The 21,239-nt window shown below is 58.0% G+C and carries 22 protein-coding genes and 2 tRNA genes; all 24 read left to right on the top strand.

Features of this window, described 5'->3' with window-relative positions; genetic code table 11:
• Positions 1 to 20: 20 nt before the first annotated feature.
• The 24 genes from folP to rplT all read left to right on the top strand — a co-directional run bounded on the left by folP (position 21) and on the right by rplT (position 21,233).
• Positions 21 to 797: a dihydropteroate synthase gene (gene folP, locus F6A13_RS12285; protein WP_172959320.1), complete on the top strand. Its 777-nt coding sequence runs from the start codon at positions 21 to 23 to the stop codon at positions 795 to 797.
• Between the two features lie 38 nt (positions 798 to 835).
• Entirely contained in the window at positions 836 to 2,200 is a 1,365-nt protein-coding gene (gene glmM, locus F6A13_RS12280; RefSeq protein WP_113526078.1) for a phosphoglucosamine mutase, read from the top strand.
• A 118-nt stretch (positions 2,201 to 2,318) separates the two neighbouring features.
• Entirely contained in the window at positions 2,319 to 3,080 is a 762-nt protein-coding gene (gene tpiA, locus F6A13_RS12275; protein ID WP_225982025.1) for a triose-phosphate isomerase, read from the top strand.
• Between the two features lie 4 nt (positions 3,081 to 3,084).
• Positions 3,085 to 3,486 carry a preprotein translocase subunit SecG gene (gene secG, locus F6A13_RS12270; RefSeq protein WP_113526080.1) on the top strand — a complete coding sequence of 134 codons (402 nt, stop codon included), beginning with the start codon at positions 3,085 to 3,087 and terminating at the stop codon, positions 3,484 to 3,486.
• A gap of 40 nt (positions 3,487 to 3,526) precedes the next feature.
• Positions 3,527 to 3,611 (top strand) — tRNA-Leu (locus F6A13_RS12265).
• A gap of 130 nt (positions 3,612 to 3,741) precedes the next feature.
• Positions 3,742 to 4,098, top strand: a complete 357-nt coding sequence (locus F6A13_RS12260; RefSeq protein WP_113526081.1) for an NADH-quinone oxidoreductase subunit A — start codon at positions 3,742 to 3,744, stop codon at positions 4,096 to 4,098.
• The gene (locus F6A13_RS12255) at positions 4,089 to 4,565 is read left to right on the top strand and encodes a NuoB/complex I 20 kDa subunit family protein (RefSeq protein ID WP_113526082.1); all 477 of its coding nucleotides are present in this window, start codon (positions 4,089 to 4,091) and stop codon (positions 4,563 to 4,565) included. The genes F6A13_RS12260 and F6A13_RS12255 overlap by 10 nt, the downstream gene beginning before the upstream one ends.
• Positions 4,566 to 4,568: 3 nt before the next feature.
• Entirely contained in the window at positions 4,569 to 5,177 is a 609-nt protein-coding gene (locus F6A13_RS12250; RefSeq protein ID WP_113526083.1) for an NADH-quinone oxidoreductase subunit C, read from the top strand.
• Positions 5,161 to 6,414 carry an NADH-quinone oxidoreductase subunit D gene (locus F6A13_RS12245; RefSeq protein ID WP_126604335.1) on the top strand — a complete coding sequence of 418 codons (1,254 nt, stop codon included), beginning with the start codon at positions 5,161 to 5,163 and terminating at the stop codon, positions 6,412 to 6,414. Before F6A13_RS12250 ends, F6A13_RS12245 begins: the two co-directional genes overlap by 17 nt.
• A 3-nt stretch (positions 6,415 to 6,417) precedes the next feature.
• Positions 6,418 to 6,909: an NADH-quinone oxidoreductase subunit NuoE gene (nuoE, locus tag F6A13_RS12240; protein WP_126604334.1), complete on the top strand. Its 492-nt coding sequence runs from the start codon at positions 6,418 to 6,420 to the stop codon at positions 6,907 to 6,909.
• Positions 6,899 to 8,182 (top strand): NADH-quinone oxidoreductase subunit NuoF, encoded by a 1,284-nt coding sequence (gene nuoF, locus F6A13_RS12235; protein WP_151528339.1) that lies wholly within the window; start codon positions 6,899 to 6,901, stop codon positions 8,180 to 8,182. Before nuoE ends, nuoF begins: the two co-directional genes overlap by 11 nt.
• Positions 8,182 to 10,533: an NADH-quinone oxidoreductase subunit NuoG gene (gene nuoG, locus F6A13_RS12230; protein WP_113526087.1), complete on the top strand. Its 2,352-nt coding sequence runs from the start codon at positions 8,182 to 8,184 to the stop codon at positions 10,531 to 10,533. The genes nuoF and nuoG overlap by 1 nt, the downstream gene beginning before the upstream one ends.
• Positions 10,534 to 10,544: 11 nt before the next feature.
• Entirely contained in the window at positions 10,545 to 11,570 is a 1,026-nt protein-coding gene (gene nuoH, locus F6A13_RS12225; protein WP_113526088.1) for an NADH-quinone oxidoreductase subunit NuoH, read from the top strand.
• A 10-nt stretch (positions 11,571 to 11,580) separates the two neighbouring features.
• Positions 11,581 to 12,072 (top strand): NADH-quinone oxidoreductase subunit NuoI, encoded by a 492-nt coding sequence (gene nuoI / locus F6A13_RS12220; protein ID WP_012537299.1) that lies wholly within the window; start codon positions 11,581 to 11,583, stop codon positions 12,070 to 12,072.
• 15 nt (positions 12,073 to 12,087) lie between these two features.
• Complete coding sequence (locus F6A13_RS12215) at positions 12,088 to 12,684, top strand: NADH-quinone oxidoreductase subunit J (RefSeq protein ID WP_113526089.1); 597 nt, start codon at positions 12,088 to 12,090, stop codon at positions 12,682 to 12,684.
• A complete protein-coding gene (nuoK, locus tag F6A13_RS12210) occupies positions 12,684 to 13,001 on the top strand; it encodes an NADH-quinone oxidoreductase subunit NuoK (RefSeq protein WP_113526367.1) in 318 nt (105 codons plus the stop codon). The genes F6A13_RS12215 and nuoK overlap by 1 nt, the downstream gene beginning before the upstream one ends.
• A gap of 1 nt (position 13,002) precedes the next feature.
• Entirely contained in the window at positions 13,003 to 14,985 is a 1,983-nt protein-coding gene (gene nuoL, locus F6A13_RS12205; protein ID WP_113526090.1) for an NADH-quinone oxidoreductase subunit L, read from the top strand.
• 3 nt (positions 14,986 to 14,988) lie between these two features.
• On the top strand, positions 14,989 to 16,473 hold the full coding sequence (locus F6A13_RS12200) for an NADH-quinone oxidoreductase subunit M (protein ID WP_113526091.1): 1,485 nt from the start codon (positions 14,989 to 14,991) through the stop codon (positions 16,471 to 16,473).
• A gap of 12 nt (positions 16,474 to 16,485) precedes the next feature.
• On the top strand, positions 16,486 to 17,931 hold the full coding sequence (nuoN, locus tag F6A13_RS12195) for an NADH-quinone oxidoreductase subunit NuoN (protein ID WP_126604333.1): 1,446 nt from the start codon (positions 16,486 to 16,488) through the stop codon (positions 17,929 to 17,931).
• 119 nt (positions 17,932 to 18,050) lie between these two features.
• Positions 18,051 to 18,125, top strand: a tRNA-Val gene (locus F6A13_RS12190).
• Between the two features lie 53 nt (positions 18,126 to 18,178).
• Entirely contained in the window at positions 18,179 to 20,113 is a 1,935-nt protein-coding gene (gene thrS, locus F6A13_RS12185; RefSeq protein ID WP_113526093.1) for a threonine--tRNA ligase, read from the top strand.
• Between the two features lie 16 nt (positions 20,114 to 20,129).
• Positions 20,130 to 20,648, top strand: a complete 519-nt coding sequence (gene infC / locus F6A13_RS12180) for a translation initiation factor IF-3 (RefSeq protein WP_404813029.1) — start codon at positions 20,130 to 20,132, stop codon at positions 20,646 to 20,648.
• A 9-nt stretch (positions 20,649 to 20,657) separates the two neighbouring features.
• A complete protein-coding gene (rpmI, locus tag F6A13_RS12175) occupies positions 20,658 to 20,855 on the top strand; it encodes a 50S ribosomal protein L35 (RefSeq protein ID WP_012537292.1) in 198 nt (65 codons plus the stop codon).
• An 18-nt stretch (positions 20,856 to 20,873) separates the two neighbouring features.
• The gene (gene rplT / locus F6A13_RS12170) at positions 20,874 to 21,233 is read left to right on the top strand and encodes a 50S ribosomal protein L20 (RefSeq protein ID WP_012537291.1); all 360 of its coding nucleotides are present in this window, start codon (positions 20,874 to 20,876) and stop codon (positions 21,231 to 21,233) included.
• Positions 21,234 to 21,239: the final 6 nt, after the last annotated feature.

The following is a 21,239-nucleotide window of genomic DNA, read 5'->3' as shown; positions in this document are numbered from 1 at the left end:
TTCTTGGGCGCCCTTGTGTTATGGGAGTGCTCAATATCACTCCTGATTCCTTTTCGGATGGCGGTACCTATCTGTCTGTGGATGCCGCCCTCGGGCGCGCCCAACGGATGTGGGAGGAGGGTGCCGATATCATCGATATCGGGGCGGAATCCACCCGCCCTGGGGCGCCGGCGGTGACGCAGGAGGAAGAGCTGCGGCGACTTCTGCCGGTGCTGGAGGCGGTGGCGGCGGAGGTGCCGCTGCCCATTTCCATTGACACCAGCAAAGCCGCTGTCATGCGTGCAGCCTGGTCTCTGGGCGCAGGGCTCATGAATGACGTGACCGCGTTGCGTACTGATCCGCTGGCGCTGGAGACCATCGCAGGGTTGGGTATTCCCGTCTGTCTGATGCACATGCGGGGTACCCCGCAGAATATGCAGGAGAACACCCGTTACCGCGATGTCGTGGCAGAGGTGAAGGATTTCCTGTTCGAGCGTGTAGCACAGTGTGTCGCCGCAGGCATTCCCCGGCACCATCTGCTGGTAGATCCCGGCTTTGGTTTTGCCAAGGATCTGCAAGCAAATCGTACTTTGCTGCGCCATCTGGATGACCTTGCGTCCCTAGAGGCGCCGCTGCTTGTCGGTCTTTCCCGCAAACGCATGATCGGTGAGCTTTCTGGCGTAGAATCGGCTTCTGAGCGTGTGGCGGGCAGTGTTGCCGCGGCACTTTGGGCCGTGTCGCGCGGCGCCAGTATCGTACGCGTCCACGACGTCGCAGAAACGGTGCAGGCATTGCGGGTCTGGCGCGGATTGGCTTGATTTGAAGACCGCTGTTCCTATGTGGAGTTAGGCAAACGATGGCCAGAAAATGGTTTGGGACCGACGGAGTACGTGGTCAGGTCGGTGATTCTGTTATTCACCCGGAATGGGTACTCCGCCTGGGCTGGGCTGCGGGGCACGTACTCACCGCCGACGCGCCAGGTCGGCCCCGGGTAGTTATCGGCAAGGATACCCGTCTGTCCGGATACATGCTGGAGTCTGCCCTGGAGTCCGGGTTGGCGGCGGCAGGCGTCGATGTTCTACTGGTCGGCCCCTTACCGACGCCGGCCATCGCCTATCTGACCCGTACCCTGCGCGCGGATGCCGGTATTGTGATCAGCGCCTCGCACAACCCTTATCAGGACAACGGCATAAAATTCTTCTCCGGAGACGGTTACAAGTTGCCGGATGCCCAGGAGGAGGCCATCGAAGCATGGATGGACCGGCCGATGGCGCTCTCGGCCTCGGAACGGCTGGGCAAGGCCCGGCGGGTGGATGATGCGGCGGGCCGTTATGTGGAGTTCTGTAAAACCACCTTTCCCGCCGACCTCGATCTGCGCGGAATACGTCTGGTGCTGGACTGTGCGCATGGCGCCAACTACAAAGTAGCGCCCATGATTTTCGGGGAGTTGGGAGCCACACTGGACTTGCTGGGAGCGGAGCCCAACGGCATCAATATCAATGATCAGGTGGGTTCCACTCACCCTGAAGCGCTGCGTGCTGCGGTGCTACGCACCGGCGCCGATATGGGCATTGCGTTTGATGGTGACGGTGATCGCCTGCTTCTGGTGGACGATCGGGGTGAGTTGCTCGACGGTGACGAAATTCTTTGGCTGCTGGCGCGAAATATGTGCCAGAACGGTGGGCTCTCCGGCGTGGTGGGTACGGTCATGAGCAACCTGGCCCTGGAGCAGGCGCTGGCCGGCTGTGGTGTGCCCATGCTGCGCACGCCCGTAGGTGACCGTTACGTACTGGAAGCCATGCGCCGCCATGGCTACCCGCTGGGTGGGGAGTCGTCGGGGCACATCATCACACCCGCGAACACTACCGGCGATGGCATCCTTGCCGCGCTGCGGATACTGGCCATTCTGCGCCGCAGCGGTGTGGCGCTGGCAGCCCTGCGGGAAGGCTATAGCGCTTTCCCCCAGGTGCTGAAAAGTGTGCGCATGGCTGGGGCACAAACGCTGCTCGATCAGTCATCGGCACACCAACTCATTGCGGATGCGGAGGATCGTCTGGGAGGAAGCGGGCGCCTGCTGGTGCGGCCATCCGGTACGGAACCGGTATTACGGATCATGGTCGAGGCAGCATCCGCTGATATGGCGGCGGATGTAGCCGCAGCGCTGACCAGTGGTTTAACCAAGCTGGCTCTTGCCGGTGCCGTCCCAAGACCACGAAATTGACCATTCGAAGCTGAATCTTTACACTGGCGCCTACATTACTGGGCTGTCGGCCACCCCCAGGGGACGGTGAGGTTGTCGCAGACGCTGATCATAAGGAAGAACCGCCGTGCGTCCCACTATGGTAGCAGGAAATTGGAAGATGAACGGCCTGAGTGGGGATGCCGTGCATCTCACCCAGGCCATTCTTCATGCAGGGCTAGAGCCGATGCGCCCGGAGGTGGTGATTTTCCCGCCTTTTACCCTGCTCCACGCAGTGTCCCAGGAGGCCAAAAGCAGCGCCTTGCGCTGGGGGGGGCAAAACCTTTTCTGGGAAGCCAGCGGCGCCTATACCGGAGAAATATCCGGGGCCATGCTCCGTGATATGGGGTGCCGTTATGTGCTGATCGGGCATTCCGAGCGGCGGCAGATTTTTGCGGAGAGCGACGCACAGATCGTCCAGAAGATTAAAGCAGCATTGCTGTCAGGTCTCATTCCCGTGGTTTGCGTGGGTGAGACAGAGGCGGAGCGTGCGCAGGGTCTCACAGATGCGGTATTACGCCGCCAACTCGAAGCCGTGCTGCCCCTGCTGAATCTTGAGGCGAGCCAACCCAACCTGATCATTGCCTATGAACCTGTTTGGGCCATTGGCACAGGTCTGAGCGCCAGCCCTGAACAGGCACAGGCGGTTCATGTGTTCATCCGCGAGTTGGCAGCCGCGTATTCGGCGCAGCTTGCCAGGCGTCTGTTGCTGCTTTATGGCGGAAGTGTGAAAGGCAACAACGCCGCCGCGCTTTTTGACCAGGCGGACATCGACGGGGCCCTGGTGGGTGGCGCGTCCCTGCAGGCGGGTGAGTTTATCCAAATTTGTCATGCTGCCGAGTCGGCAGGGCGAGGAGGCTGAGTCGATGTACACGGTGTTGCTGGTGTTCCAGATCATTATTTGTCTTGTTCTGGTGGGCCTTGTCCTGATTCAGAAGGGGCAGGGTGCCGATATTGGCGCGGTCTTCGGGGGCGGTGGCTCTCAGACGATTTTCGGAGCGCGTGGTGCGGGGAATTTTCTGAGCCATACTACGGCCGTGATCGGCGCGCTGTTTTTTTTGAACAGCCTTGGATTGGCCTATCTTTCCGATCACTCCGGCAGCAGTGTTTTTTCCGGCATCGCTCTGCCCAGCAAGGCGCCGGTGACGACGTCGGCGCCCGTAGCTCCCATCGTTGCTGCTCCGGCGCAGTCGGTAGCAAGCGCAGCGGGCCCGGTGACCAGTGCGGCTTCTTCTGTCGTCGCAGAAAAGACCCCCGTCAAGCCTTGACGTCGCCAGCGCATCATGAGAGAGTTTTAATAGTTATCAGGCCGAAGTGGTGAAATTGGTAGACACACCGTCTTGAGGGGGCGGCGGCGCAAGCTATACCGGTTCGAGTCCGGTCTTCGGCACCAAATTGCAGCCCTACGGGCTGTTTTTTTATCTCTGATATCATCCAGAGATATGATTTATCTACTAAAAAAATAATTTATCAGCGGCTTTGGATGTGTTTTCCGGGGCCCGTATCGGGTGGAGGGGTTGGAGATGTTGAACCACTATTTGCCAGTGCTCATATTTCTGCTCGTCGCATTGGTGGTTGGCGTAACCTCGCTGCTGATGGGTTCTTCGCTGGGGCCACACAGGCCGGACAGCGAAAAGCTCTCGCCGTATGAATGCGGGTTCGAGGCCTTTGAAGATGCGCGCATGAAATTCGACGTGCGCTACTATCTCGTTGCCATTCTTTTCATCCTCTTTGATCTGGAAATTGCCTTCCTCTTCCCCTGGGCGGTGGTCTTTGACCAGATCGGGATGACGGGTTTTCTGGCCATGATGCTATTCCTCGCCATTCTCGTGGTCGGTTTCATTTATGAATGGAAGAAGGGGGCGCTGGAATGGGAATAGAGGGCCTTCTTGAAAAGGGTTTCGTCACCACGACCATCGACACGGTAGTCAACTGGGGCCGTACCGGTTCCCTCTGGCCCATGACGTTCGGCCTCGCCTGCTGTGCAGTGGAGATGATGCACGCCGGGGCCGCGCGTTACGACCTGGATCGTTTCGGTATCGTCTTCCGTCCCAGTCCGCGCCAGTCCGACGTGATGATCGTTGCGGGGACGTTGGTCAACAAGATGGCCCCGGCCTTGCGCAAGGTCTATGACCAGATGCCGGAGCCGCGCTGGGTGGTCTCCATGGGTTCCTGTGCCAACGGCGGCGGTTATTATCACTATTCCTACAGCGTCGTGCGGGGCTGTGACCGCATCGTGCCGATAGATATCTATGTACCGGGTTGTCCGCCTACTGCTGAGGCCTTGCTTTTCGGCCTGATCCAGTTGCAGAAAAAAATCCGCCGCACCAATACCATTGCCAGGTGAGCCATGACTGACGCACTCGAAAATCTGCTCCAGCATCTCAGCGATGAACTGGGCGCGACACTGCGAACCGCGCGCCTGGATCGCGGCGAACTGACCGTGGAGTTGTCCCGTGAGGGCTTTTCTGCGGCATGTCTCCTGCTTCGGGATGATGCGGCCTGCGCCTTTGACTTGCTGGTAGATGTCTGCGGAGTGGACTACTCCGCCTATGGCGAAGGGCTCTGGGAGGGGCCGCGCTTTGCGGTGGTCTATCATCTGCTCTCCCTGAAGCACCGCCAGCGCCTGCGGGTACGTATTTTTGCCGATGACGATCTGCCCATCGTGCCATCCGTAGTGGAGGTCTGGGCAGCCGCCAACTGGTTTGAGCGTGAGGCCTTTGATCTTTACGGGGTTCTTTTTGACGGTCACCCCGATTTGCGGCGCATCCTTACGGACTACGGCTTTGTCGGCCATCCATTCCGTAAGGATTTTCCCCTGGTCGGTACGGTGGAAATGCGTTACGACGCGGACCAGGGCCGGGTGGTCTACGAGCCGACGCGCACCGAGGAGCGCGTGGTGGTACCACGTATCATCCGTGAAGCAGGGGAGGGTCGCTACAATGCCCGAAATCAATAACTTCACCATGAACTTCGGGCCGCAGCATCCGTCTGCCCACGGTGTGCTGCGTCTGGTACTGGAACTGGACGGTGAAGTGATCGAGCGCGCCGATCCCCACATCGGTCTGCTGCACAGGGCTACCGAGAAGTTGGCGGAAAACAAGACCTATCTGCAGAACCTGCCTTATATGGATCGGCTCGATTATGTGTCGATGCTGTGCAACGAACACGCGTACTGTCTAGCGGTGGAGAAACTGCTCGGCGTCGAAGTGCCGGTTCGTGCCCAGTATATCCGTACCCTGTTCGACGAGATTACCCGCATTCTCAATCATCTGCTCTGGTTGGGTGCCTATGCCCTGGACGTCGGTGCCATGAGCGTCTTTCTTTACTGCTTCCGCGAGCGGGAAGACCTCATGGATGTCTATGAAGCGGTATCCGGCGCGCGCATGCATGCCGCCTACTATCGCCCGGGGGGGGTGTACCGCGACCTACCTGCACAGATGCCACAGTACCAGCCGTCTCCTTACCGTGATGCCCAGCGCCTGCAAGAGCTCAATGCCAACCGGCAGGGCAGCATGCTGGATTTCATAGAGGACTTCGCGCGCCGGTTCCCTACCTACGTGGACGAGTATGAAACCCTGCTGACGGACAACCGGATCTGGAAGCAGCGCACTGTGGGTATCGGTGTGGTGGGGCCGGAACGGGCCATCCAACTGGGCTTCACTGGCCCCATGCTGCGCTCTTCCGGTGTGGCTTGGGATCTACGGCGTACCCAACCCTACGCAGCGTATGCCGATCTGGATTTTGATATTCCGGTGGGTAAAACCGGGGACTGTTATGATCGCTATCTGGTCCGCGTCGCAGAGATGCGGCAGAGCAACCGGATCATTGTCCAGTGTGTGGATTGGCTGCGCAAGAATCCCGGCCCGGTGATTACCGATGATTTCAAGATTGCCGCGCCGTCCCGCGAAACGATGAAAACCAGCATGGAGGCGCTGATTCATCACTTCAAGCTTTTCTCCGAGGGCATGGCGGTTCCTGCGGGTGAAGTCTATGCCGCGGTGGAGGCTCCCAAGGGGGAGTTTGGCATTTATATGATTTCGGATGGTGCCAACAAACCCTACCGGATGAAAATCCGGGCACCCGGATTCCCGCATCTCGCCGCTATGGACGAGATGGCTCGGGGACATATGATCGCGGACGTGGTGGCTATTTTATCCACCATGGACATTGTTTTCGGCGAGATCGACAGGTAAGCCATGTTATCGGAAAAGTCTCTGGCAGAAATTGCTCGTGAGCGGGCTAAATATCCGGCGGATCAGGCGCGTTCCGTCCTGTTGGCGGCACTGCGCATCGCCCAGGAGGAGCACGGCTATCTGAGTGACGCGGTGATGGAGCATATCGCCGGTCTGCTCGACATCCCGGCGATTCAGGTCTATGAAGCGGCAACTTTTTACAGCATGTACGAACTCCAGCCGGTGGGGCGGCACAAACTCTGCGTCTGTGGTAGCGTCTCCTGCTTTCTGAATGGATCCGACGCGGTACTTCAACACCTGCGCGAGCGCCTGGGTGTGAGCCCTGGTGAGACGACCGCGGACGGTCTCTTCACCCTCCAGGAAGTGGAATGTCTGGGTGCCTGTAAAGACGCACCGATGCTGCAGGTCGGTGATCACTATTACGAGAATCTGACGCAGGAAAGTCTGGATGCCTTGCTGGCGAAATTACGGGGGGACTCCGACGATGTTCGTTAACGGCGTTACGTTGCAGAACCGTGGGTTGCCTGACTCCCACCGCCTTTCGGTGTATGCGGGGACTGGCGGCTACGATGCTCTGCGCAGGGTGCTGCTGGACTCCATGGCGCCGGATCAGATTATCAGCGAGGTAAAAAAATCCGCACTGCGTGGCCGGGGGGGCGCCGGTTTCCCTACCGGGCTGAAGTGGAGTTTCATGCCCAAGGGCGTGACCGGTACCAAATACCTGCTCTGCAATGCCGACGAGGGTGAACCAGGTACCTGCAAGGACCGGGACATCATGCGTTATGAACCCCATCGCCTGATCGAGGGCATGATTATCGGTGCCTACGCCATGGGGGCGAGTACCGGATATATTTTTATCCGCGGCGAGTTCGTGGAGCCGATCCACATTGTGGAGAGAGCGCTGGAAGAGGCCTACGCAAAGGGGTATCTGGGGCAGAATATCCTGGGCACCGATTTCTCCTTCGATCTGTACGTGCATCGGGGGGCGGGTGCGTATATTTGCGGTGAGGAAACGGCGTTGATGGAGGCGTTGGAGGGGAAGAAAGGGCAGCCACGTTTCAAGCCGCCATTTCCCGCCAGCTATGGTCTCTATGGTCAGCCCACCACCATCAACAATGTGGAAACCTTTGCTTCGGTGCCGAGCATCATCGCCAAGGGCGGCGAGTGGTTCCTCAATCTGGGAAAACCCAACAATGGCGGCACCAAGATCTTTTCGGTGACCGGCCACGTGCAGCGGCCGGGTAACTACGAAGTTCCCATGGGTACCCCTTTCAAAGAACTCCTGGAAATGGCCGGAGGGCTGCGGCCGGGGCGTCAACTCAAGGCGGTGATTCCCGGCGGCACCAGTACTCCCATGGTGGGTGGCGAGGCCATGATGGCGGTCACCATGGATTATGACTCCATCGCCAAGTCCGGATCCGCCCTTGGGGCAGGATCGGTCATCGTCATCGACGATAGTGTTTGTATTGTCAAGGTGGTGGAACGTATCGCCCGTTTTTACATGCACGAGTCCTGCGGCCAATGTACCCCGTGCCGGGAGGGCATGGGGTGGTTGTGGCGGGTGATGCATCGCCTCGAAAATGGTCAGGGCCGCGAAGAGGACCTGCAACTACTGCTGGATGTGGGATCACGCATTGAGGGCCGCACCATCTGTGCCCTGGCGGATGGTGGTGTGGCGCCCGTGGTCAGCTCTGTGCATCTGTTTCGTGAAGAATATGAATACCACATTCGGCATAAACACTGTTTGGTGAATGGGGGGGCTGCCTGATGCCGCATATCGAGATCGACGGACAGTCCATCGAGGTCGTCCCAGGGACCACCATCATGGAGGCAGCCCAGGCTTTGGGGATCTATATTCCCTTCTTTTGTTATCACCCCAAGCTGTCGGTAGCGGCCAATTGCCGCATGTGTCTGGTAGATGTGGAAAAGGCCCCCAAGCCGTTGCCGGCCTGCGCGACGCCTGTCGCAGACGGTATGAAGGTCGCCACAGCGTCGCGCAAGGCGAAGATGGCGCAGCAGGGTGTGCTGGAGTTTCTGCTCATCAATCATCCCCTGGATTGCCCCATCTGTGATCAGGGTGGCGAATGTCCTCTGCAGGACATCACCATGGGCTATGCCAATCCGCACAGCCAGTACGCCGAAGAGAAACGGGTCGTGCAGGACCCGAACATCGGGCCGCTCATTGCCACGGAAATGACGCGCTGCATCCAGTGCACCCGCTGCGTGCGCTTCGGTCAGGAAATCGGCGGAATCATGGAACTGGGAGCGACGGGGCGTGGTGAACATATGGCTATTGGCACCTACGTCGCCAAGGCTGTGCAGTCTGAATTATCCGGCAACATGATTGATCTCTGTCCGGTAGGCGCATTGACCAGCAAGCCTTTTCGTTTCAAGGCCCGTTCCTGGGAACTGAAGCACACGCCCGGGCTTTGCCCGCACTGTTCGACGGGCTGTAATACCGACGTGCAGAGCCTGGGCCGCGAAGTGTTGCGGGTTCTGCCGCGTGCCAATCAGGCGGTGAATGAAGAGTGGATTTGTGACAAGGGGCGTTATGCCTATACCGGCCTACAAGCGGAGGACCGCGTGACGCGGCCTTTGCTGCGTGTCGACGGCGTATGGCGTGAGGCCTCGTGGGCGGAAGCATTGGATGTCGCCTTGTCGGGTCTGGAGCAGGTGATTGCCCGGCATGGTGCGGAACGGCTGGCCGGACTCATTTCGGCGCAGTCCGGCAATGAAGAACTGTTCCTTTTCCAGGCCTTGCTGCGCGGCATGGGCAGCCCTCACGTGGACCATCGCTTGCGTCAGCAGGATTTCCGCGCGGATGCCGCAATGCCGGTCTATCCGGCGCTGAACATGGCTCTGGAAGATCTGGAGCGCGAGCCGCTGATATTGCTCTGCCATGCCTTTCCGCGGCAACAGCAGCCGCTGACCAACCATCGTTTGCGCAAGTCGGTGTTGCAAGGTGGCAAGGTGATTGCCATCGACAGCCTGCGTCAGGATTTCAACTATCCCGTCACCCAACTGGTGGCCGAAGCAGGCGCCGACCTGGCCCTTTATGCGGCGCTCTGCAGCGAGTTGTCCGGTCACGCCGGGAAAACCGGCGGCATGGAGTCTCTGGCGGGTGTGGCGAGTGACCTGCTGGCGGCAGATAACCCCCTGATCCTCATTGGCAGTGCCTTGCTGCATCACCCGCAGGCGGCGGCGATGATCGCACAGATCGAGTCTCTTGCCGGGTTGGCGGGCGCGCGGGTGGGTTGGCTGGCGCAAGACGCCAATAGCGCCGGCGCCTGGCTGAGTGGTTGTGTACCGCACCGTCTGCCGGGGGGACATCGGGCGCAGACGATAGGGTTGCCTGCGGATGCGTTTTGGGATGCGGATATGCGGGGCTTCATACTCTTGGGTACAGAGCCGGGTGTGGACGCGATGCGCGGCGCGGCCGCACTGGCGGCGTTGCAAAATGCGGAGTTTGTGCTGAGCATCGCGCAGTTTGCGGGCGAGGCGAAACAGTATGCCGATGTGATTCTGCCCATGGCGGCCTTTGCCGAGGGGGCTGGATCGTTCATCAACAACGAAGGACGTCTGCAAACCTTCCGCGCCGCGGTAAAAACGCCGGAGGAGGCACGTCCTGCCTGGAAGATACTGCGTGTACTCGGTGATGGCCTTAATCTGCCAGGATTCCAGTTCAATGAACTGAGTGAAGTAACGGCCATGTGGCAGCGTGAAATCGGCGAGTATGCCCTGGATGTGCCGCCTTTCCGTACCTTCCCGGTCTTGGAACCAGTTCCGGTGTCCCCGTATGCAGACGACGGATTGCGCCGTCTGGGTGATTGGCCTCTTTTCCGGGGCGACCCGCTGGTGCGACGTGCCATACCCCTCACCCAGCCCGCTGTGGTGAAAATGCATCCGGATCAGGTCAGGGCGCTGGCCCTGCAGGGGGATTTCGTGGAAATCAGCACCCCCGGCGGCAAGGTCTGCCTGCCTCTGGTAGTGGATGCCGGGATTCCGATGGGTACCGTCTGGGTGCCTATGGGATATGCTGAGACGGCGATATTGGGTGCAGCCTATACGGCCTGCTCGGTGAGCACGGCGACGCGGGCCGTCACTGCGACCGGTACTTAGGAGGCAACACCATGCATGATTTTCAGAGTACGGCGTGGTGGGCGATCCTCTGGTCGGTGATCAAGATTGTCGTTGTCTTGGTGCCACTACTGTTGGGTGTGGCCTATCTGACCCTGGCCGAGCGCAAGGTGATTGGTTATATACAGGTACGTCTGGGTCCCAATCGCGTGGGCTTCAAGGGATCGTTGCAGCCGATCGCCGACGCGGTCAAGCTGATGTTCAAGGAAGTGATCATCCCCACCAACGCTAATCGGTTTCTGTTCCTGGCGGCACCGGTGCTGGCTTTCGTGCCGGCAATGCTGGTCTGGGCGGCCATTCCTTTCGGTCCGGATATGGCCATCTCCCACATGAACGCCGGTCTCCTTTATGTGCTGGCCATCGCCGGACTGGGGGTATACGGCATCATCGTTGCGGGCTGGGCATCCAATTCCAAATATGCCTTTCTGGGGGCCATGCGGGCGGCGGCTCAGCTGGTGGCTTACGAAATTGCCATGGGCTTTGCCCTGGTGGGGTTGTTGATGGCTGCCCAGACCCTGAACCTCACCAAAATCGTGGAAGCCCAGGCGGGCGGCGGTTTCTGGTCCTGGTATTGGCTGCCGTTATTTCCGTTCTTTCTGGTGTACTTTATTTCCGGCGTGGCCGAAACCAACCGCGCACCTTTTGACGTAGCGGAAGGCGAGTCGGAAATTGTGGCGGGATTTCATGTGGAGTATTCCGGGATGGCCTTCGCACTGTTCTTTCTAGCGGAATATGCCAACATGATTTTCGTCTCCATGTTGTCGACGGTGCTCTTTCTCGGTGGCTGGTATGCGCCGATCAATACACCATGGCTCACCTGGATACCGGGTGTCGTCTGGTTATTGCTGAAAACCGCTTTCCTGCTGTATGTATTTTTATGGATTCGCGCTACTTTTCCCCGTTATCGCTATGACCAGATCATGCGTTTGGGCTGGAAGGTGTTTATCCCGGTGACCATTGTCTGGATTGTCGTAGTCGGCGTTGCTCTGGAAACGCCCCTGCGTGCCATTTTGCGCTGAGGAGAACCATATGCAATTTCGCCCAAGGCAATGGTTTAATACTTTTTTCCTGACGGAGATGCTGCGCGGCATGCAGCTTACCGGCCGTTATTTTTTTGCGCGGAAGATCACCGTGCAATACCCCGAAGAACAGACGCCGCAATCGCCCCGCTTCCGCGGCCTGCACGCCTTGCGCCGCTATGCGAACGGTGAGGAACGCTGCATTGCCTGCAAACTCTGTGAGGCGGTGTGTCCGGCGCTGGCCATTACCATCGAAAGCGACGTCCGTAGTGATGGAACGCGGCGGACGACGCGCTACGACATCGATCTCAGCAAGTGTATTTTTTGTGGACTCTGTGAAGAATCCTGTCCGGTAGACTCCATCGTCGAAAGCCGGGTGCTCTCTTATCATGGAGAAATTCGCGGCGACCTGATATATACCAAAGACATGCTGCTGGCCAATGGCGATCGCCTGGAAGCGGAGCTGGCTGCCGATCGCGATGCTGATCGCGCTTACCGCTGACGGAGAACAGATGCCATGCTGCCAGTAACCACGATTCTGTTTTATATCTTCTCTGCCATATTGCTGGGCTCTGCAACGTTGGTGATTACGGCGCGTAATCCGGTATACGCGACCCTGTATCTGGTACTGGCGTTTTTTAATGCTGCCGCCCTGTTCATGCTGTTGGGAGCTGAATTCCTGGGGTTGATTTTGATTCTGGTCTATGTGGGCGCGGTGATGGTGCTTTTCCTCTTTGTGGTGATGATGCTGGATATCAACCTGGCGCGTATCAAGGAAGGCTTTCTCAGTTATCTGCCATTGGGCCTCGCTATTGCCATCCTCGGTGTACTGGAGCTGGCGATTGTTTTCTGGACGTCTTCCCTGGGCCATATCCCTGCACCCGCCGCACTTCCGGCGAATACCGACAATACCCGGGCACTGGGGGTCCTACTGTATACCAAGTATCTGTATCCATTTGAAATAGCTGCAGTAATTCTGCTCGTGGCGATTATCGCCGCGATTGCCCTCACCCTGCGGCGCCGGACTGGTACCAAAACCCAGAACATTGCCGCGCAGATGGCCGTGCGGGCCAAAGACCGGGTACAACTGGTGGATTTGCGGGAGCCTGAATGATGAATGCTGGACAACCGACCCTGGCGGCCTACCTGATTCTCGGAGCGATGCTCTTTTCCATCGGTGTGGTTGGTATTTTCCTCAATCGCAAGAATGTCATCATTCTGCTGATGGCCATCGAGTTGCTGCTGCTGGCGGTAAACATCAATCTGGTCGCATTTTCCCGTTATCTCGGCAATCTCGATGGGCAGATATTCGTATTTTTTATTCTTACGGTGGCGGCTGCCGAAGCGGCGATTGGCCTGGCGATACTGGTCGCCTATTTCCGCAATCGCCATAGCATCAATGTGGATGATATCGACGAGTTGAGGGGCTGATATGTGGGTTTTTGACTGGTTAAACGCCTTCCCTCCCCTCGCCGTGTATCTGGTTATCCCCGTGGCGCCACTGGTGGGTGCACTCGTGGCCGGCTTCTGGGGCTGGAAGCTCCGGGAGCATGCGCATTGGGCACCGATCATCGGGGTGGCCATTGCTTTCTATCTATCGTTGGCCGTGCTCTGGCAAACCGGTCACGGTATAACCTTTTATGGAGATATCTATACCTGGGCGGTATTGGGTCATCTGCCGGTATCCGTCGGTTTTGACATCGACAGCCTGACGGCATTGATGCTGGTCGTTGTCACTTTTGTATCTCTGTGCGTGCATCTATATACCGTTGGTTATATGCATGGCGATCCGGGTTACGCGCGTTTTTTCAGCTATATCGCCTTGTTCACGTTCAGTATGATCATGCTGGTGATGAGCAATAATTTTCTCCAGCTCTTTTTTGGCTGGGAAGCGGTGGGTCTGGTTTCCTACCTGCTTATCGGCTTCTGGTTTCAGCGTGAAAGTGCCAATGTCGCCGCGATCAAGGCATTTATCGTCAACCGTGTCGGTGATTTCGGCTTTTTGATCGGTATTGCCGCAGTATACCACTATTTTGGCAGTCTGGATTATCGTACGGTATTTGCGGCCGTACCTTATCTGACCGGACAAACACTGGAAATCATACCGGGACATCCCTGGAGTGTGCTGACCTGGATTGCCCTGCTGCTGTTTATCGGCGCCATGGGTAAATCCGCGCAGGTGCCTTTACATGTCTGGCTGCCGGAATCCATGGAGGGCCCGACCCCCATCTCCGCCCTGATCCATGCGGCGACCATGGTCACAGCGGGTATTTTTATGGTCGCACGGATGTCGCCGATTTTTGAACAGTCCGCGACGGCCCTTTCGGTGGTGCTGGTCATCGGCGCGGTAACGGCGTTCTTTATGGGGCTCGTCGGTCTGGTGCAGAACGATATCAAGCGCATCATCGCTTATTCGACCATTTCCCAGTTGGGTTACATGACTGCGGCGCTGGGCGCTTCCGCCTTCTCTGCGGCAATTTTTCACCTGATGACTCACGCCTTCTTCAAGGCCTTGCTATTTCTGGCCGCAGGTTCAGTGATCCATGCGATGTCCAACGAGCAGGATATCCGCAAAATGGGCGGGCTGCGCAAGGTCATGCCCATCACCTATGTCACCTTTCTGATCGGCAGCCTGTCGTTGTGCGGGATTCCGCCTTTCGCCGGATTCTTCAGCAAGGACCTCATTATCGAGGCTGTCGGGCTCTCTACCCTGCCCGGGGCGGGCTGGGCGGAATGGATGCTGGTGGCCGGCGCCTTCGTCACGGCGCTCTATACCTTCCGGATGTTTTTCCTGGTCTTCCATGGCACTCCGCGCATGGATGCCCACACCCGCGCACATCTGCACGAGTCACCCTGGGTGATTACCGTGCCCCTGATTGCGCTGGCGATCCCCGCGGTTTACGCGGGTTGGGCGTATATTGGGCCCGTCGGCCTGGGGCACTTCCTGGATTCCTCCCTGGTCGTTGCCCCGCAGTGGAATACCATCGGGGAGATCCGTGCCCAGTGGCAGGGTGCGGGCGCGTTCGTGCTGCACAGTCTGGGGACCTTACCGTTCTGGTTGGCGCTCTTGGGTATTGCCGTCGCTGCCTGGTTCTACTGGTTGCGGCCGGGCCTGCCGGCAACGCTGACCCGGTTTCTCAGCCCCGTTATCTGGGCGCTGCAGCGCAAATACGGGTTTGATGCCTTCAACCAGACGGTTCTGGTACGCGGCGTCTTACAGCTTGGCGCTTTGTTCTGGCATGTGGGCGACGAACGTCTGATCGACGGCATCATGGTCAACGGTACGGCCCGTGAAATCGGTAAGGCGGCATTATCCTGGCGGCGCGTCCAGACGGGTTATATTTACCACTATGCTTTCGCAATGATTATCGGGTTGATTCTGCTCATGAGCTATTTTGTGGTCTGGAGAGGATAAGGCATGACGCATTCCCCTCTCCTCAGTTACGCGATCTGGGTGCCGATCATCGGTGGTCTGCTGGTCCTTGCGGTGGGTGACCGGCGTGCGGAGGCCGCGCGCTGGCTGGCGCTGGTGGTCTCGCTGGCTGCTTTCGCCGTGACCATTCCCCTATTTACCGGATTCGATACCCATACGGCGGCGATGCAGTACAGCGAACGGGTCGCCTGGATTCCCTCCCTGAATATCTTTTATCACCTCGGGATCGACGGAATTTCCCTGTGGTTTATCCTGCTCACCAGTTTTCTGACGGTGTTGGTGGTCATCAGTTCCTGGAAAAACGTGCAGGAGCGGGTAGCACAATTCATGGCGGCTTTCCTGATCATGGAGGGGCTGATGATTGGTGTCTTCTGTGCGCTGGACGCCATTCTGTTCTATGTGTTCTGGGAAGCCATGCTCATCCCCATGTTTCTGATCATCGGGGTTTGGGGCGGCCCGCGGCGGGTCTACGCGACCATCAAGTTCTTTCTCTATACCTTTCTCGGATCGGTATTGATGCTGGTGGCGCTGCTCTATCTCTACTTCCATAGTGGAGATAGTTTCAGTTTGTTAGAGTTTCAGAAAACTCCCTTGGGCATGAACGCGCAGACGCTAATCTTCCTGGCCTTTTTCTTTGCCTTCGCGGTAAAAATTCCCATGTGGCCGGTGCATACGTGGTTGCCGGACGCCCATGTCGAGGCGCCCACCGGGGGTTCCGTCATCCTGGCGGCGGTAATGCTCAAGATGGGCGCCTACGGCTTCCTGCGCCTGAGCCTGCCGATTGTGCCCGACGCGAGTCACAGGTTGGCCTGGCTGATGATTGTCCTGTCCCTCATCGCCATCATCTATGTCGCGCTGGTGGCGATCGTGCAGGAGGATATGAAAAAGCTGATCGCCTATTCCTCCATCGCTCATATGGGTTTCGTGACGCTGGGATTTTTTGTGTTCAATAGCGTGGCGATCGAGGGCGGTATCATTCAAATGTTATCTCACGGCTTTGTCAGCGCAGCCATGTTCCTCTGTGTCGGCGTACTTTATGACCGGATGCATACCCGCAATATCAAAGCTTACGGGGGAGTGGTCAATGTCATGCCGGTTTTTGCTGCACTGATGATGCTCTTTGCCATGGCTAATGTCGGCCTACCGGGGACGTCGGGTTTTGTCGGCGAATTCATGGTGGTGCTCGGAACCTATCAGGTAAACCCCTGGTTGGCGATTCTGGCGGCCACCAGCCTGATTACCGGCGCTGGATATACCCTCTGGCTTTTCAAGCGGGTGATTTTCGGCAGTGTCGTCCAGCCCGAAGTGGCCAGACTGAAAGACCTCGATGGCCGGGAGGTATTGGTGCTCGGTACCCTGGCGGCCTTTACCCTGCTGCTCGGCCTCTGGCCAGCGCCCTTCCTTGATATCGTGCACAGCTCGGTACAGCACCTGGTGACCCAGGTGTCTCTCTCCAAGATTCCGGCGTAAAGGACCTTGCCTATGAATCCATTCCTTATGCACTGGACTTACGCCATCCCGGAAATTTGGGTACTGACGATGGCCTGCGCCGTTTTGCTGGCAGACCTGTTCTGGGGCGACGACCTGCATGATCTTGCTGCGGTGCTGACGGTGCTGACCCTCTGCGGCGCGGCCGTGCTGACCGTTTTTGAGATGGGGCAGAGCGGTACCACCTTTGCGGGCCTTTTCGTGCTGGACCGCTTCACCAACGTTGCAGAGCTGTTCAGCTATCTGGCCGTGTTAATGGTGGTGCTCTACTCCCGGCGCTATCTGGTGGACCGGGGGATTTACCGAGGCGAGGTGTTTGTGCTGTTGCTTTTCGCCCTGCTGGGAATCATGGTAATGGTTTCCGGTGGCAGTCTGCTGAGTGTCTACCTCGGGCTGGAGCTGTTGGCACTGAGCCAATATGCCCTGGTTGCCTTTTACCGCGACAGTGTGATGGCGACGGAAGCGGGGCTGAAATATTTCGTTCTCGGAGCGCTGGCCTCGGGCTTGCTGCTTTATGGGATGTCGCTTCTTTACGGGCTGACGGGTACCCTGGATGTGCGGGATATTGCCGCTGATCTGGTGAATATGACCACAGGCAATCTGGTACTGGTCTTTGCCATCGTATTTATTGCCGCAGGTATTGCCTTCAAATTGGGCGCGGCGCCCTTTCATATGTGGATACCCGACGTATATCAGGGCGCGCCTACGGTGGTGACCGCCTTTCTTGCCTCGGCGCCCAAAATCGGCGCCTTTGCCCTGATCATTCGCCTGCTGGTGGATGGTGGCTACGGCATGCAGGAATCCTGGCAGCAGATTTTTGTCGCACTGACCGTGGTATCGCTGGTGGTGGGTAACGTGATCGCCATCGCCCAGCAGAACATCAAGCGGATGCTGGCGTATTCCACCATCGGTCATATCGGATTTATGTTGTTGGGGATCGTGGCGGGTACGGAGGCGGGGCTGGCCAATGCATTTTTTTATATCGTAGTCTATACGCTGATGTCTCTGGCGGGTTTTGGCATGATTCTGCTCGTGAGCCGGGCGGGTTTTGAGGCGGAACGTATCGATGACTTCAAGGGCTTGGCGCAGCGCAAGCCCTGGTACGCTTTTTTGATGATGATCGTCATGTTTTCCATGGCGGGTGTGCCGCCGACGGTGGGCTTTTATGCCAAGCTCGCGGTGTTTCAGGCGGTGGTGGCGGCGGGATACGTGTGGTTGGCCGTGGTCGGCGTCCTGCTGGCGGTGATCGGGGCATTTTATTATCTGCGTGTCGTCAAGGTGATGTATTTTGATAAGCCGGCGCCGGATGCGGGTTTGATCGTACGTGATGACCTGGCCAGTATGGCATTAAGCATCAACAGCCTGGCGCTGCTGGTGCTGGGTATCCTGCCGGGGCCGTTGATGGCCTTTTGTTTCTACGCCATGCGGGGGGTAATCTGACCGACGTCTAGGCGGGCGGGGCGCTGGCCTTGCACCGCAATGGTCGTGATCGGGTCTGTTTCCTCCGATCCCGCGCAGTTCTTGACGTATAGCCCGCCAGCCGGTACATTTCGGGCTGCAGGCGCGTAGCTCAGGGGGAGAGCGCTACCTTGACACGGTAGAGGTCGGCGGTTCGAAACCGCCCGCGCCTACCAAATCCCGCACCAGAGGGGCAATGCTTCGCTGGTGCTTTTTCTTTGGAGGGGCTATGCCAGATATCCAGTTGCCGGACGGTAGTCATCGTCAGTTTGCGGAGCCCGTGACCGGGCTGACGCTGGCGCGAACGATCGGCAGCGGGCTCGCCAGGGCGGCGATAGCCATGCGGGTCAACGGCATCCTCAAGGATCTTTCGGCGGTGCTGGATCAGGATGCGGAAGTGGCGATCGTCACCCGCGACAGCGCAGATGGTCTGGAGGTGATCCGCCATTCCACCGCGCATTTGCTGGCGCAGGCGGTGCAGTCCCTCTACCCGGAAGCTCAGGTCACCATCGGGCCGGTGATCGATAACGGTTTCTACTATGACTTTGCTTTCCCGCGTGGTTTCACGCCAGAAGATCTGGAAGCGATCGAAGCGCGGATGCACGCACTGGTCAAAGAAAATCTTCCGGTGCAACGCGAGATGCTCTCCCGCGAAGATGCCCTGGCGCTGTTTGAAAAGATGGGCGAAGACTACAAGGTCGAAATTATCCGCGCCATTCCCCAAGGTGAACCACTGAGCCTGTATCGGCAGGGGGATTTCGTGGACCTGTGCCGCGGTCCCCATGTGCCATCGACTGGTGTTCTCGGGGCATTCAAATTGCAGCGGGTGGCGGGCGCCTATTGGCGCGGGGATTCGCGCAATCCCATGTTGCAACGTATTTATGGCACGGCCTGGGCGCAGCAGAAAGACCTTGACGCCTATCTCCAGCAACTGGCGGAGGCCGAAAAGCGGGATCACCGGCGTATCGGCACTGAACTGGAGCTCTTCTCCATTCAGGAAGATGCCGGTGGCGGCCTGGTGTTCTGGCATCCCATGGGCTCGCGCGTGCGACGCGTCATCGAGGATTTCTGGAGGGCGGCCCACGTGGAAGCAGGTTACGATCTGCTCTATACGCCGCATATCGCCCATGAGCAGCTGTGGTATACCTCGGGGCACAAGGATTTCTACAGTGAATCCATGTTCGACCCGATGCAGGACGAGGGGCAGCCCTACCAGCTCAAACCCATGAACTGTCCATTCCATATTCTCATTTATAAGGACAAGCTGCATTCCTACCGGGATCTGCCGATTCGCTGGGCGGAACTGGGTACGGTTTACCGCCACGAAATGTCGGGTGCCCTGCACGGACTGATGCGGGTGCGGGGCTTTACCCAGGATGACGCCCACGTCTTTTGTCGACCCGACCAGATAGAGGCGGAAATCGGTGCGGTGCTGGTACTGGTGCGAAAAATTCTCGGCACCTTCGGCTTCGACCAGTATGAAATCAATCTGTCCACCCGTCCCGAGCATTCGGTGGGCAGTGACGAGATCTGGGATGCTGCCACCCAGGCCCTGCGCAATGCCCTGGAGCGCGCAGGCCTGGAATATCAGGTGGATGCAGGTGGGGGCGCGTTCTACGGACCTAAAATCGATCTGAAGATTCAGGACGCCATCGGTCGTAAGTGGCAATGCAGTACCGTGCAGCTCGACTTTAATCTGCCGGAGCGCTTCGCCATGGAATATGTGGCGGAAGACGGTGCGCGCAAGGTGCCCATCATGGTGCATCGCGCCATCTTCGGTTCCATCGAACGCTTCTTCGGTGTACTCATCGAGCACTATGAGGGCAAGTTTCCGGTCTGGCTCGCTCCGGTACAGGCCGTGGTGCTGCCGATCAGCGAGCATTACTCGGAATACGCCAAGTCGGTAAGTGACATATTGGTGAAACGCGGCATCCGGGCAGAAACGGACTTGAGAAACGAGAAGATAGGTTATAAGATACGCGCCCATACTTTGCGTAGGGTGCCCTACCTGCTGGTGGTCGGGGAACGGGAAAAAGAAGCGGGTACGGTGGCGGTGCGGGATCGAAATGGCCAGGATCTCGGCACGCTTACCATAGACGCCGTGGGCACCGCCCTGCAGAAAATGGACCAGGCGCGGGTGAACACCCTGGAGTGGCAAGGCTAGCGAGGAGGACAAGGCGATCGCGACAGAGAAAGAAGTGAATATCAATCGGGAAATTACCGCAGCGCGGGTCCGGTTGATAGGTGTCGAGGGAGAACAGTTAGGTGTGTTATCTTTTATGGAAGCCATCGCGGCTGCTGAAGAGGCTGAACTGGATCTCGTTGAGATCGCCCCGCAAGCCGATCCTCCCGTATGCCGGATCATGGACTACGGAAAGTTTCGTTTTCAGGAAAGTAAGCGCCAGCATGATGCAAAACGCCGGCAGAAACAGACGCAGGTGAAGGAAATTAAATTCCGCCCTCGTACGGATGATGCTGACTACCAGATCAAGTTGCGCAATATTTTGCGTTTTATTGAAGATGGAGATCGTGCGAAAATTACGTTGCGCTTTCGCGGTCGTGAAATGTCGCATCCCGAATTGGGTATGGAGTTGCTCAATCGGGTAGAACAGGATTTAACGGAAGTGGGTGTGGTTGAACAACGGCCACGCATGGAAGGGCGACAAATGGTGATGATTGTCGCGCCGCGGAAAAAATAGGAGACAATCGTGCCAAAAATGAAGAGCAATCGTGGGGCGGCCAAGCGTTTCAAGCGCACCGGTTCCGGTAAATTCAAGCATCGTCAGGCGTTTTTGAACCACATCCTGACCAAGAAAACGACCAAGCGGAAGCGCCACCTGCGCCATACGCTGGTTACTTCGGGTAGCGACCAGGCCGCATTGCGGCGAATGCTCCCCTACGGTTGATGATAAAGGAACAGTACCATGTCTAGAGTAAAACGTGGCGTAACCGCCCATGCACGGCACAAGAAAGTTCTGGCCCGTGCCAAGGGCTTTCGTGGCCAGCGCAAGAGCAATTATCGCATTGCCCATCAGGCGGTGATGAAGGCTCTGACCTATGAGTATCGTGATCGCCGGACCAAGAAACGCGATTTTCGCAGTTTGTGGATTGTGCGTATCAATGCCGCGGCACGTTCTGAGGGCGTGACCTACAGCCGTTTCATGAATGGCTTGTTGCGCGCGGGTATCCAGCTTGACCGCAAGGTGCTGGCCGACATAGCCGTACGTGACAAGGCGGCCTTTTCCCGTCTCGTTGAGGTGGTCAAGGGCCAGTTGGCAGCCTGACGGTGG

This window comes from Acidithiobacillus sp. 'AMD consortium', from assembly GCF_008926505.1.
Taxonomy (GTDB): Bacteria; Pseudomonadota; Gammaproteobacteria; order Acidithiobacillales; family Acidithiobacillaceae; genus Acidithiobacillus; species Acidithiobacillus ferridurans.
This window is presented reverse-complemented; position numbering and strand designations above follow the sequence as displayed.